The organism is Pseudoalteromonas sp. MBR-15 (assembly GCF_053628915.1).
In genome coordinates this window covers 143,628-156,583 of the sequence record NZ_JBRJHH010000004.1, presented here as the reverse complement: position 1 = coordinate 156,583, position 12,956 = coordinate 143,628, and the positions used below count along the sequence as shown (strand labels likewise).

At 41.9% G+C, this 12,956-nt stretch carries 12 protein-coding genes and 5 tRNA genes; 12 read left to right on the top strand and 5 right to left on the bottom strand.

Annotated elements, in window-relative coordinates:
• The first annotated feature begins 135 nt into the window (after nt 1-135).
• Complete coding sequence (locus tag ACSSVW_RS07390; RefSeq protein ID WP_036969851.1) at nt 136-630, top strand: CvpA family protein; 495 nt, start codon at nt 136-138, stop codon at nt 628-630.
• A gap of 18 nt (nt 631-648) precedes the next feature.
• Complete coding sequence (gene purF / locus ACSSVW_RS07385) at nt 649-2,175, top strand: amidophosphoribosyltransferase (RefSeq protein ID WP_065978800.1); 1,527 nt, start codon at nt 649-651, stop codon at nt 2,173-2,175.
• Nucleotides 2,176-2,253: 78 nt separating this feature from the next.
• Here the strand turns inward: purF and ACSSVW_RS07380 are convergent, their stop codons facing one another.
• On the bottom strand, nt 2,254-2,853 hold the full coding sequence (locus tag ACSSVW_RS07380; RefSeq protein ID WP_036969848.1) for a Yip1 family protein: 600 nt from the start codon (nt 2,851-2,853) through the stop codon (nt 2,254-2,256).
• Between the two features lie 231 nt (nt 2,854-3,084).
• Here ACSSVW_RS07380 and miaE point away from each other — a divergent pair, with 231 nt between their 5' ends.
• Nucleotides 3,085-3,843 carry a tRNA isopentenyl-2-thiomethyl-A-37 hydroxylase MiaE gene (gene miaE, locus ACSSVW_RS07375; protein ID WP_036971653.1) on the top strand — a complete coding sequence of 253 codons (759 nt, stop codon included), beginning with the start codon at nt 3,085-3,087 and terminating at the stop codon, nt 3,841-3,843.
• Here miaE and ACSSVW_RS07370 read toward each other — a convergent pair.
• The 3 genes from ACSSVW_RS07370 to ACSSVW_RS07360 are packed head-to-tail and all read right to left on the bottom strand — an operon-like array spanning nt 3,840 to nt 5,963.
• Nucleotides 3,840-4,631 (bottom strand): substrate-binding periplasmic protein, encoded by a 792-nt coding sequence (locus ACSSVW_RS07370; RefSeq protein ID WP_454179083.1) that lies wholly within the window; start codon nt 4,629-4,631, stop codon nt 3,840-3,842. The genes miaE and ACSSVW_RS07370 overlap by 4 nt on opposite strands.
• Nucleotides 4,632-4,680: 49 nt before the next feature.
• Entirely contained in the window at nt 4,681-5,418 is a 738-nt protein-coding gene (locus ACSSVW_RS07365; RefSeq protein WP_074988632.1) for a UDP-2,3-diacylglucosamine diphosphatase, read from the bottom strand.
• Between the two features lie 53 nt (nt 5,419-5,471).
• Nucleotides 5,472-5,963 carry a peptidylprolyl isomerase gene (locus ACSSVW_RS07360; RefSeq protein ID WP_036969841.1) on the bottom strand — a complete coding sequence of 164 codons (492 nt, stop codon included), beginning with the start codon at nt 5,961-5,963 and terminating at the stop codon, nt 5,472-5,474.
• 176 nt (nt 5,964-6,139) lie between these two features.
• On the opposite strand from ACSSVW_RS07360, the gene cysS reads away from it, so the two are divergent.
• Nucleotides 6,140-7,519: a cysteine--tRNA ligase gene (gene cysS / locus ACSSVW_RS07355; RefSeq protein ID WP_454179082.1), complete on the top strand. Its 1,380-nt coding sequence runs from the start codon at nt 6,140-6,142 to the stop codon at nt 7,517-7,519.
• A 140-nt stretch (nt 7,520-7,659) separates the two neighbouring features.
• Nucleotides 7,660-8,529 carry a DMT family transporter gene (locus ACSSVW_RS07350; protein ID WP_036969839.1) on the top strand — a complete coding sequence of 290 codons (870 nt, stop codon included), beginning with the start codon at nt 7,660-7,662 and terminating at the stop codon, nt 8,527-8,529.
• Nucleotides 8,530-8,592: 63 nt separating this feature from the next.
• Here ACSSVW_RS07350 and folD read toward each other — a convergent pair whose 3' ends face one another.
• Complete coding sequence (gene folD, locus ACSSVW_RS07345; protein ID WP_036969836.1) at nt 8,593-9,447, bottom strand: bifunctional methylenetetrahydrofolate dehydrogenase/methenyltetrahydrofolate cyclohydrolase FolD; 855 nt, start codon at nt 9,445-9,447, stop codon at nt 8,593-8,595.
• Between the two features lie 340 nt (nt 9,448-9,787).
• Here folD and ACSSVW_RS07340 point away from each other — a divergent pair.
• The 7 genes from ACSSVW_RS07340 (at nt 9,788) to clpP (ending at nt 12,887) form a co-directional block, all read left to right on the top strand.
• Nucleotides 9,788-9,864, top strand: a tRNA-Pro gene (locus tag ACSSVW_RS07340).
• Nucleotides 9,865-9,915: 51 nt separating this feature from the next.
• A tRNA-Arg gene (locus tag ACSSVW_RS07335) sits at nt 9,916-9,992 on the top strand.
• A 23-nt stretch (nt 9,993-10,015) separates the two neighbouring features.
• Nucleotides 10,016-10,091, top strand: a tRNA-His gene (locus ACSSVW_RS07330).
• Nucleotides 10,092-10,106: 15 nt separating this feature from the next.
• Nucleotides 10,107-10,183, top strand: a tRNA-Pro gene (locus tag ACSSVW_RS07325).
• A 39-nt stretch (nt 10,184-10,222) separates the two neighbouring features.
• Nucleotides 10,223-10,299, top strand: a tRNA-Pro gene (locus ACSSVW_RS07320).
• A 391-nt stretch (nt 10,300-10,690) separates the two neighbouring features.
• Nucleotides 10,691-11,995, top strand: coding sequence for a trigger factor (gene tig / locus ACSSVW_RS07315; protein WP_454179081.1), 1,305 nt, complete (start codon nt 10,691-10,693; stop codon nt 11,993-11,995).
• Between the two features lie 274 nt (nt 11,996-12,269).
• Complete coding sequence (gene clpP / locus ACSSVW_RS07310) at nt 12,270-12,887, top strand: ATP-dependent Clp endopeptidase proteolytic subunit ClpP (RefSeq protein WP_036969828.1); 618 nt, start codon at nt 12,270-12,272, stop codon at nt 12,885-12,887.
• Nucleotides 12,888-12,956 lie beyond the last annotated feature (69 nt).

Sequence of the window (12,956 nt, the reverse complement as noted above, 5' to 3'; positions counted from 1 at the left end):
GTTGATTTAGCCAAGATATCACTATTGCCTGCAATCAATGCCTTGTCTAAATACGTTTTATATCATGCTGAAATCTTGCATCTACAGGTGGTTTGGGTATAGAATGCGCCCCAAATTAACGACTAGTTGGTTATTATGATCTGGGTTGATTACGCCATACTTGGCATCATTGCACTGTCTACCATCATTGGCTTAATACGTGGCTTTGTAAAAGAAGCAATGTCATTGGCTGTATGGGCTGGCGCATTTATCATCTCTAGCTTGTTTTACCAATATTTAGCATCCTTCCTAACAAGTATTTCAGAACCCCTTTTAAGAAATGCTGCCGCAATAGCCATATTATTTTTTGCGACACTCCTGTTAGGTGGATTACTAAACTATATTTTAGGTGAGCTTGTACAACGTACCGGTTTATCTGGCACCGACCGTGTTTTTGGCATAGTGTTTGGTGCGCTTCGAGGCGTGTTGGTCGTGAGCGCGTTACTCTTCTTTCTTGATGCTTTTACCGGTGCGCCTAATACGCATTGGTGGGGCAACTCTATTTTGATTCCAGAATTTGGCTTTGTTGTTGAGTGGTTCTTTTCGTACCTCGAAAACAACTCAAGTTTTTTAAATTCTGTAAACCGTTAATCGGCGAGGATAAATTTAATGTGTGGTATCGTTGGCATAGTCGGAACTTCTCCTGTTAATCAGGCGATATATGATGGCTTAACTGTTTTGCAACACCGCGGTCAAGATGCAGCTGGCATCATTACCATTGAAAACAACACGTTTAGCTTACGTAAAGCCAATGGCCTAGTTAAAGATGTATTTCATACCCGTCATATGAAGCGTCTACAAGGAACGATTGGTATTGGCCATGTTCGCTACCCGACAGCTGGTTCATCTAGCTCGTCTGAAGCGCAACCTTTCTATGTTAACTCGCCATTTGGTATTGCACTTGCGCACAATGGTAACTTAACAAATGCAGAAGCATTAAAGCAGCAATTATTTTCAGAAGCTCGCCGTCATGTTAATACAACATCAGACTCTGAAATCTTACTTAATATCATGGCGCATGAGTTAAGTAAGCCAAATAAATTAAAGCTTGAAGCACAAGACATTTTTGATGCTGTCACTGAAGTAATCAATAAAGTAAATGGTGGCTATGCAACAATTGCAATGATCATCGGCCACGGTATTGTTGCTTTTCGTGACCCGAATGGTATTCGTCCGTTAGTATTTGGTAAGCGTGAAACGGCAAACGGCACAGAATATATGTTTGCATCAGAAAGCGTCGCATTAAAAACAGACGGTTTTGAGTTTGTACGTGATGTTGCGCCAGGCGAAGCGATTTATGTGACTGAAGACGGTCAGCTTTTCTCTCAACCTTGTGCTGAAAAAACGAGTTACTCGCCTTGTATTTTTGAGTTTGTTTACTTTGCACGCCCAGATTCAAACATTGACCGTATGTCAGTGTATGCAACGCGTGTCAACATGGGTACCAAGCTCGGTGAAAAAATTGCACGTGAATGGGCTGATAAAGACATTGACGTTGTGATCCCTATTCCTGAAACATCATGTGATGTCGCACTGGAAATTGCTTCTGTACTTAACTTGCCATACCGCCAAGGTTTCGTTAAAAACCGTTATATTGGTCGTACATTTATCATGCCTGGCCAAGAAATGCGTAAAAAGTCAGTTCGCCAGAAATTAAATGCGATTGACCGTGAGTTCAAAGGTAAGAATGTACTGCTTGTAGATGACTCAATTGTACGTGGCACTACCTCAGCGCAAATCGTTGAGATGGCACGTGAGTCAGGTGCTAAAAATGTATACTTTGCTTCAGCAGCGCCTGAAATACGCTTCCCGAACGTGTACGGTATTGACATGCCTTCGGCTGCTGAGCTGATTGCGCATGGCCGTGAAGTAGAAGACATTAATGCAAGTATTGGTGCAGATGGCCTAATCTATCAGTCACTTGATGACTTAATCTCGGCAGTAAGCCAAGAGAACCCTGAAATCACACGTTTTGAAACATCGGTATTTGATGGTCAGTATATTACGGGTGATATTGATCAGGATTATCTAAACCGCATTGACCGCTTACGTAATGATTCAGCGAAATCAACGCGTGAAAATGCAATGTCGTCAGGTTTAGAGTTACACAATCAAGAAGAGAATGGTGCTGATTAATTAGCAACTCGCTTGAATAATAAAAAAGGAGCTTGCGGGCTCCTTTTTTGTTTATGGAAAGAAAGGATTTAATTCCCGTTAGGTAAACATAGGATGGACAATGCCGTTAGTCCACAAAATAGCGGTTGCAGCTAAAATAATGACCAATAAAATCAGTCCGCATGTGACCACTGAACTGGCATAAATAAAACCTCGCTCCTCAGGGATATGCATTAAAATGGGCACCCCTGTGTAGAGTAAATATACCGAGTAAGCAAGCGCGACCAAGCCTACACACACGACAAACCACAGCTCGGGTAGAAATGCAGCAAGCGATGACATAAACACCGGTGTTGCCGTATACGCAGCAAGTTCCAAAGTTTGTGTAAAGGTCGGTTTTGCTCCAAACGTAACGGCCATCCAATGCGCAAGGTAGGCCAGCGCAAATACGCCTACTATTAGTGCAAAATACATCGCAACCGCGATAAGCAATGCACTATCATGGGTCAAAAAGACTGCCTCACCTGAGCCAATGCTCCAACCCAAATGAACTGAAGAGTAATACCCCATAATAGAGGGGATACACGCGATAAGTAAGATATGTGATAAGCTGTAACGCAAGCTTTCATGCCGGTTATCAATGGTTTGCCACTCTTCGAGTGGATGAGCATATAAGCCCCATAGATGGTTTAGAATCATAATTGTTGCCCCTGTAAAAAAGGAATATGAGCTGTTTTATTTTTGTACAGCTTTGATTAAGTTATGGTTCACTTATTAAATCTTGTCAAGAAGCTGAAATAATCGAATACTCAGTTAAGATGTAACTCTTTAGTGCATATAAGAAATTACTTTTGCCCTGATTTGGGTCATGGAGTGAAACGATATTTATGTGGTAAAATGCACGCTTGTTTGACGATGAGAATAGAATCAGTGCCTTACTCTGCATTATTAGCCCCGATACAGTCATTTTTGCAATGCGAAACACCCGATGAGTGGATTGTTGCGGCAACCAAAAAAGAAAACTTAGATATCGTATTAATCGATCACTTAATTTGTGAATTAAAAGCGGCACAGAGTGCGATGTTTTTAATTCGTAAGTATGCGGTTGATAAAGAAAGTGCGGATGCGTTACTTGAGTGGTTAAAGCCCTTTGAAACACTTATTTATAAGCGCGACGGCGATTGGCGTGAGCTTGCAGATAAAAACAAGCTGACTAAGTCGATGATCCCAAAGTCGGATTCACCTTATGGGCAAGATCTCATTGATAAAATGGTGATGCTGATTAAAGAAGAGCTGCATCATTTTTATCAAGTGCTTGAGATTATGGATGAATATGGCATTGAGTATAAAAGTATTACCCCATGTCGTTATGCCAAAGGGATGCTGCGCCACGTAAAAACTTACGAGCCAGATGCCTTAGTTGATAAGTTAATTATTGGTGCCTATATTGAAGCACGCTCGTGTGAGCGTTTTGCTAAATTAGCGCCGCATGTTGATAAACGCTTAGGTGATTTTTATATTTCATTGCTGCGCTCAGAAGCGCGTCATTACCAAGACTATTTAACACTTGCGCAAGAGATCAGTGAGTTCGATATCAGCGAGCGTGTCGAATTTTTTGCGCACATTGAAGCTGAGTTAATTTCAACGCCTGATGACGATTTTAAATTTCACAGTGGGGTGCCTGCTTAAGGCATCTCAGTGCGAAGAAATGGTGAGTAGAAGGCTTGTTTTTCTTTGTCACTTAGTTGATAACGATTAAGGATTATTTCTGCTTGGCCATTGTTAATTATTTCGACCAAGCCTTTTTCTAATTCGTTTTGAAATTCAATTGATTGAGGATGGCTTTTAGCTGAAATGATATAGAGTTGATGCGTTGCAAGATTGGGTTTTAACGCGGTAACAACCACATCGCTGTTTTGTAATTTACTATTATGTGCGAGCCAGTATTCAGCCACTTCTTTCGTACCTGCTACGAGGTCAACCCGTTCTTGCTGAAGCAAGTAAAGGCTTTCAACTAAATCACGTGTGGTTGTAATACCTAATGTTGTGTTGTTCGTAAATTCTTCACTACTCACATAATCTTCCCCCATACTAATGGTATAAGGTTTCAGAGAATCAACAGAGCCATTGTAACGAATTACGGCATCTTGGCGCTTAAACAAGACAACATTGGCAAAGCCGAGAGGTTTTGAATAATAAAATACTTTGGCTCGATCTTCTGAGTAAAAAGCACCTAGAACAGCAATGTGCTTATGTCGTTTGGCTAATTTAAGTGCCCGAGCCCACTGTGTATATTCAATGACGGCTTTTTTATTTTGACTTTTTAAAGCGGCAATAACCACCTCATGAACCCAACCCGGTTTTTCACTATTATCGATTAAAAAAGGTGGGAAAGGCTCTGTGACTAACCGCCAAGTTTGGCTATTGAGTGTAAAGCAAACTAGTAAGCAGCACAGGCATGTTAATCGTGTAATCATAAAACGGCACGCTTTAAACGGAGACTCTGTTCAAGCATAGCTAAAATTCTTACGATTTAAAGGGGGTGTGGACGAGTTCTTGATTGTTGGGGGTTACTCTTAAATATGAGCCTTGTTCATACCAGTCACCTAACACAGTACGAATTAACGTTTTACCATTAACAGTGTAATGATGAACATTTGGGCGGTGTGTATGACCGTGGATCATATTTGCAACGTGGTGCTTTTTGAACATGGCAAGTACAGCTTCTTCGGTTACATCAAGAATTTCGAGAGCTTTACCTGCTTGGCTTTGTTTTGACTTTTCGCGGGCGTTACGGGCAATTTTCTTTCTGTACCATAGTGGCATCGCTAACATGAGCTTAGGCCACCACCAACCACGACTTTTTTTACGAAACTTTTGATATTCAATATCTTGAGTACACATTTCATCGCCATGCAGTAGCACCGTCGGCGTGCCATATAAATCAATAACAACCTGTTCAGGCAGCAACGTCATATTGGCGCTGTTGGCATAGCCGTCACGCATAATAAAGTCTCGATTGCCGTGTATGAAAAAAAGCTCAGTACCACTTTCAGCTGCTTGTCTTAAGTGTGCAGCGACACGTTCTGAAAGTGTCGTTTGATAGTCATCACCAACCCAAACTTCAAAAAAATCACCCAGAATATATAACGCATCTACGTCATCATTAATAATCTTCTCATCAAGAAAATCAAAGAATGCCGCAGTGATATCAGGGCGGTTTTCTGTTAAATGGAGGTCGGCAATAAAATAGCTCTGTTTCATAGTCACTCGCAAAAAAGCGGGCTTAAGCCCGCTTATAAAGACTCACCGCTAGCTTAGCTAACAGTTACTTTTTCGATAATTACATCTTCAAGTGGTACGTCTTGGTGGAAGCCTGCGCTGCCAGTCGCAACACCTTTGATTTTGTTTACGATGTCCATACCTTCAACTACTTCTGCAAATACACAATAGCCCCAACCTTGTGAGGTTTCGCTGCTGAAGTTTAAGAAATCATTGTCGTTCACGTTAATGAAGAACTGTGCAGTCGCTGAGTGTGGATCAGGCGTACGTGCCATGGCTAATGTACCAACTTTGTTTGCTAGGCCATTGTTTGCTTCATTTTGAATAGGGTTATTAACTTCTTTTTGAACCATACCTGGCTCAAAACCACCACCTTGAACCATGAAACCATCAATTACACGGTGGAAAATAGTACCGTTGTAAAAGCCTGCGTTTGCATACTCTAAAAAGTTTTTAACAGTGTTTGGTGCATCGCTTTCGTGCATTTTGATGGTGATATCACCAAAGTTTGTGTGTAGAACAACCATGAGGTTTCCTATATCTGGTTTAATAATGCCGTTATTTTATAGCACTTAGCTAAGATTAACAAAGTGCTTGTTGAGAAGATTAACAAAGTGCTTGTTCAATTGATAAAGCGCTAGAGCAGTGGCTTTGCAAGTGTTACCATAGAGAATCTCGAAACACCGTTAAGGACATTTTATAAATGGTACAAATTTACAACACACTTACACGACAAAAAGAACAGTTTAAACCCCTTGTTGATGGCAAAATCGACATGTATGTGTGTGGTATCACTATTTATGATTACTGTCACATTGGACATGCGCGTACTTTTGTTGGCTTCGACGTTATTGTCCGTTACCTGCGTCACATTGGTTACGACTTAAAATATGTCCGCAATATTACGGACGTTGATGATAAAATAATCAAGCGTGCTCATGAAAACGGTGAGTCTATAAATGACTTAACAGTCCGTATGACTAAAGCGATGCACGAAGACTTTGATAGTTTAAACATGCTTCGTCCTGATGTTGAGCCAACGGTAACCAACCACATGGATGAAATCATCGCCATGGTTGAGCGTTTAATAGCGAAAGGTCATGCTTACGTAGCAGCTGACGGCGATGTATTGTTTGATGTATCTACATTTGAGCAATACGGTGCACTTTCACAGCAAGACTTAACTATGTTGCAAGCGGGTTCGCGTGTTGAAGTTGCGCAAGATAAGCAAGATCCGCTTGATTTCGTACTTTGGAAAAGAGCCAAGCCAGGTGAGCCTTCGTGGTCATCGCCATGGGGTGAGGGTCGTCCTGGTTGGCATATTGAGTGTTCGGCAATGAGCTCTAAACATTTAGGTGAGCATTTTGATATTCATGGGGGAGGATCAGATTTACAGTTCCCACACCACGAAAACGAAATTGCTCAATCATGCTGTGCAAACAACGGTAAGTACGTAAATACCTGGATCCACACAGGCATGGTGCAGGTAAATAAAGAGAAGATGTCTAAGTCATTGAACAACTTCTTTACCGTACGTGACGTACTAACAGAGTACGATGCTGAGTCGGTTCGTTATTTCTTAATTTCGGGTCATTACCGCAGCCAACTTAATTACTCGCAAGAGAACCTTGAGCAAGCACGCTCTTCATTAGAGCGCATTTACACGGCATTACGCGGTGTAACACCTGTTGAGTGTGAATTAGCCGACAATGAATACGTTATAAAATTCAGAAAAGCAATGGACGATGACTTCAATACACCTGAAGCTTTACCTGTGTTATTTGAATTAGCAAAAGAGCTTAACCGTGTGAAAGACAGCGATGCAGAGCAAGCTGGAAAATTAGCTTTTGTGCTTCGTAGTATTGCCGAAGTATTAGGTGTTGCGCAGCAAGACCCAGAAGCCTTCCTGCAAGGCGGTCAAGACGATGACGAAGTAGCACAGATTGAGGCCTTAATCATGCAACGTAATGAAGCCCGCGCTAACAAAGATTGGGCCGCTGCTGATGAAGCACGTGATGCGCTAAATGCGTTAGGTGTGGTGCTTGAAGACTCTGCTGGAAAAACAACGTGGCGTAAAGCGTAAACACGAAGCTAAAATTGAAACCGACAAAAGGTTGCCATATTGGCAGCCTTTTTTGTTTTTAGTTTTTTATTTTTAAGTATTGACCTCAATAAAGGTTGAGGTTTTATTTTATCGCTATTGTGCATTTACAAGGACTTACATTGAATATTTTTCTTGCCATGATCCCCGCTTTTTTATGGGGTACAACTTATGCGGTGACAAAATATGCGACCCCTGATTGGCCGCCGTTATTATTAGGTGCGTTACGCGCATTACCCGCAGGGTTACTTTTATTATTAATAAAACCAAGCTTTCCTCGCGCGCGTCAATGGCCCAGCTTACTCGTTTTAGGCGCTATAAACATCGCCCTGTTTTTTGCGTTTATCTTTATTATGGCGATTAATCTTCCTGCAGCAATTGCAGGTGTTGGCATGGTGTCGGTCCCCGTGGTCGCACTTTTATATGCATGGATAGCAAAAGGACAGCGACCTGCAAAGCCTCAAGCTATTAGTGCGGCCGTATTAGTCGTGCTTGCATGGTTATTGTTCGACCCCGCTTATGTCGCTTTAAATGCACTGGGTGTCGGTGCTTTATTGGGGGCATTACTGACGATTGTGATTGGCAGTACCCTTGTACAAACCTTATCAGTCAGTATTCATTGGTGGGTGGTGCTTACATGGCAGTTAATTATTGGCGGTACTATTTTATTACTCGCTGCGGTTATAGACGGCAGCTTCATTAATCCAACAAATTACCACAGCGTTTTTGAACCTATTTCAACGCTACAATACAGTGCATTATTTTGGCTCATTGTGCCCAATACAGCGATTGCCTATATTTTATATGTATGGTTACTTGGGCGTATGAGTGTGGCTGAATTTTCATTTGGCACGATTGCGAATCCAATTGCAGGGATCATCTGTGCAATTATTTTATTAAATGAGCAATACCAACCATGGCAGTATTTGATTATGTTTACGATGATTATTTTTTCGGTGTTGCCGCAAATGCTAAAACTTAAACGCGTGTAAACGTATTCGTTTCACAATAAAAAAGGGTTGCCATGTGGCAACCCTTTTTACAATCAATCATTATTAGCTGTGATATTTTTCACATGCTTCAAGGGTGTTCTCAATGAGGCTTGCAACAGTCATCGGGCCGACACCACCTGGCACAGGCGTGATGAAGTGCGCTTTTTGTTCGGCAATATCATATTGAACATCACCCACAAGTTTGCCAGATTCAAGGCGGTTAATACCTACATCAATGACGATAGCGCCTTCTTTAACCCAGTCACCAGGAATAAATTCGGGTTTACCTACAGCCACCACCAATAAGTCTGCACGACGCACATGAGTTTCTAAATCTTGCGTGAATTTATGACACACCGTTGTTGTACAACCGGCAAGCAGTAACTCAAGTGACATAGGACGACCAACAATGTTCGATGCACCAACCACAACCGCATGCATACCTTTGTAACGCACACCCGTAGAGTCGAGTAGGGTAATAATCCCTTTAGGTGTACAGGGACGAAGTGCCGGCATACGCTGTGCTAAACGGCCAATGTTATAAGGATGGAAACCATCAACATCTTTATGAGGGGTAATACGTTCAAGAATCTTCTCTGCATCAAGACCTTGCGGCAAAGGAAGTTGAACTAAAATGCCGTCTACTTCTTTGTCTTCATTAAGTTGATCAATTAATGCGAGTAAGTCTTGCTCTGTCGTGTCGCCAGGTAAATCGTAAGATTTAGAAACAAAGCCGACTTCTTCACAGGCTTTGCGTTTTGAACCTACATATACTTGGCTTGCTGGATCTTGACCAACTAACACGACTGCGAGTCCTGGAGCACGTAAACCGTTTGCAACACGCGCTGCAACTCGTTCTGCCACATTACTGCGTACTTGTTTAGCTATTGCCTTACCATCGATGATGTTTGCCGTCATGGGTGACCTTTCATTGGGGTTAGTTAACTTGATACTGATACATCAAAATATGATCATCCGAATAAGGGGCATGGATATAACAAACACGTTTGTTTGATCATATTTTATTATGCTGCGTATTTTCGCAGAAAAGCTGCATAGCGCCAAGATGCAATATGATATAAAGCGTCTATTTATAAAAAAGAGTTCAAATTTTAGCTTATATTTGCAATATTTAACCATTATGAACTAAAAGTGACCGATTGAATTATTTTCTTAAAAAAATGTTTGACCTGACTCGGCCAAATCACTATTATGCACCCCGTTGTTAACGAGGTCACTCGCAAACAATAGTAAGCATCGGCGATTAGCGCAGTTTGGTAGCGCACTTGGTTTGGGTCCAAGGGGTCGCAGGTTCAAATCCTGCATCGCCGACCACTTCTTCTTTAAGAAGCGGTTGCTTACAGGCAAACTTTTGAAGTTTTCGATGCGCCCGTAGCTCAGCTGGATAGAGCAACGCCCTTCTAAGGCGTTGGTCGAAGGTTCGAATCCTTCCGGGTGCGCCATTTGAAAATATGTAAATGCCGTGGTGATTGTAGCTCAGTTGGTAGAGCCCCGGATTGTGATTCCGGTTGTCGTGGGTTCGAGCCCCATCAGTCACCCCAATTTACACACAGTATCGGCGATTAGCGCAGTTTGGTAGCGCACTTGGTTTGGGTCCAAGGGGTCGCAGGTTCAAATCCTGCATCGCCGACCACTTTCTCTGTGGTTGTATTTTCAAAACTTCTCTTTATATCGGCGATTAGCGCAGTTTGGTAGCGCACTTGGTTTGGGTCCAAGGGGTCGCAGGTTCAAATCCTGCATCGCCGACCACTGTCTATTAGTATATTCATCTTGGTAATCTGAGCGTTTCATGCGCTAAATTAATACCGCTTAGTCATTCCCTTTTTAAACATTCTGATTTAATTAATCACCTTACTTTGCTGATAATTTTACGTTCGTTTTTTGTTCGTTTAAACGCAGATTGCCGCTATATAGACCAAATAATTGCCCCCTAGACTCGACTATCAAAAATATTAGGTTATAATGCCGCGTCTATTGTTTAACATAGTGCCCATAGGGGCAGAGCAGCAATGGTATCTCATGGTTACAATGCGCCGTTTTAAGTTGAATTTTTCAGCGTTAAAACTTGCTATCACTCATGGAGATCACCTTGTTTGTAAGGAAGGCGAACAGTCGCCAAAATTGAAGATTGAGGTAAATCATGCAAGTTTCTGTTGAGACGACTCAAGGCCTTGAGCGCCGTCTGACCATCACCGTTCCTGCAGAGAACGTTGAGACTGAAGTAAAAAAACGCTTACAACAACTGTCTAAAACCCAGCGTATCGATGGTTTCCGTCCTGGTAAAGTTCCAGCGTCTATCATCAACAAACGTTACGGTGCTGCAGTACGTCAAGAAGTTGCGGGCGAATTAATGCAACGCAACTACATCGAAGCAATCGTTTCTGAAAAAATCAACCCAGCGGGTGCACCAACTTTCGCACCAAAAGCGTTAGAAGCAGGTAAAGATTTAGAATTCGATGCAACGTTTGAAGTGTACCCTGAAGTTGAAATTCAAGGTCTAGATAAAATTAACGTTGAAAAACCAGCTGTTTCTGTTACTGACGAAGACCTAGCTAACATGCTAGAAACGTTACGTAAGCAACACGCATCGTGGACTGAAGTTGACGCTGCTGCGGGTGAAAAAGATCGTGTAACTATCGACTTCGTTGGTTCTATCGATGGTGAAGAGTTTGAAGGCGGTAAAGCTGAAGACTTCCCTCTAGAACTTGGTCAAGGTCGTATGATCCCAGGTTTCGAAGACAACATCGTTGGCAAAAAAGCGGGCGAAGAAGTTGTTGCTGAAGTAACATTCCCTGAAGAATATCACGCTGAAAACCTAAAAGGTAAAGCGGCTTCTTTCACTATTACTGTGAAGAAAGTTGAAACTCAAGAGCTTCCTGAGCTTAACGAAGAGTTCGCAACTAAATTCGGTGTTGCTGAAGGCGGCGTTGATGCACTGAAAGAAGAAGTTAAGAAAAACATGTCACGTGAGCTTGACCAAGCGGTTAAAGCTAACGTGAAAGACCAAGCTATCAAAGGTCTTTTAGCGAACAACGAAATCGACGTGCCAAAAGCACTAGTAGATCAAGAAATTGATGCTCTACGTCAACAAGCGGCACAACGTTTTGGCGGCAACGCTCAAAACATGCCTGAGCTTCCAGCTGAGTTATTCCACGAGCAAGCTGTAACTCGCGTTAAAACTGGCCTATTACTAGGTGAAGTGATTAAAGCGAACGAGCTTAAAGTTGATGAGGCAAAAGTTGAAGAGTTAATTGCAACAGTGGCTTCTGCATACGAAGACCCAACTGAAGTAGTAGAATACTACAAAGCAAATGATCAACTAATGCAGCAAATGCGCAACGTAGCGATGGAAGAGCAAGCAGTTGAAGCTATCCTAGCTAAAGCAAACGTGACTGACGTTGAAAAAGCATTCGACGACATCATGAATCCACAGCAAGGTGCTTAATAAGTCATTGACTTAAGCTCTCGCTAGCGATTAAATGGCTCGTGTTACACTGTATTTATACAGCGTACTCGGGCCATTTTAGTTTGTGGTAGCCAGTTTCACCAAAACCAACAATACTTATGTTAATGCGCAACATTAAACATAAAGGATTGAAAATACATCTTTGTGTTCGCATATACTTAAATAGATTGAAAATACGCGTAAATTAACATTAGTATAAATGTGCTTTCCTTATAGTAAGGATGAGTCGCAGCGGATAAGGAATTAAATAAGAATGAACAGCGGTATGATAGACCCTCTAAACGCATTAGTCCCTATGGTTGTTGAGCAAACAGCAAAGGGTGAGCGCTCATATGATATTTACTCACGTCTTTTAAAAGAGCGCATTATTTTCTTAACAGGCCAAGTTGAAGATAACATGGCAAACTTGATTCTTGCGCAAATGCTGTTTTTAGAGTCAGAAAATCCAGAAAAAGATATTTATCTTTATATCAACTCGCCAGGTGGCTCGGTCACTGCAGGCATGGCGATTTACGATACAATGAATTTCATTAAGCCAGATGTCAGTACTATTTGTGTTGGCCAAGCGGCGAGCATGGGAGCCTTCTTGCTATCAGGTGGCGCTAAAGGCAAACGTTTTTGTTTACCTAACTCGCGTGTGATGATTCACCAACCACTTGGTGGTTTCCAAGGGCAGGCGTCTGATTTCGAAATTCATGCCCGTGAAATTTTATCAATTAAAGATAAACTAAATCGCTTGATGGCTGAGCATACGGGTCAGCCGTTAGACGTGGTATCGCGCGATACCGACCGTGACAACTTTATGAGTGCAAGCGAAGCGGTTGAATACGGTCTCGTTGATTCAGTATTTTCTAGTCGCGAAACAAAGTAATCTGAATAGCTAATGATATCGTATTATTAGCTATCACCCTTTACTATGCGAAAACTTATATTCTTTGAT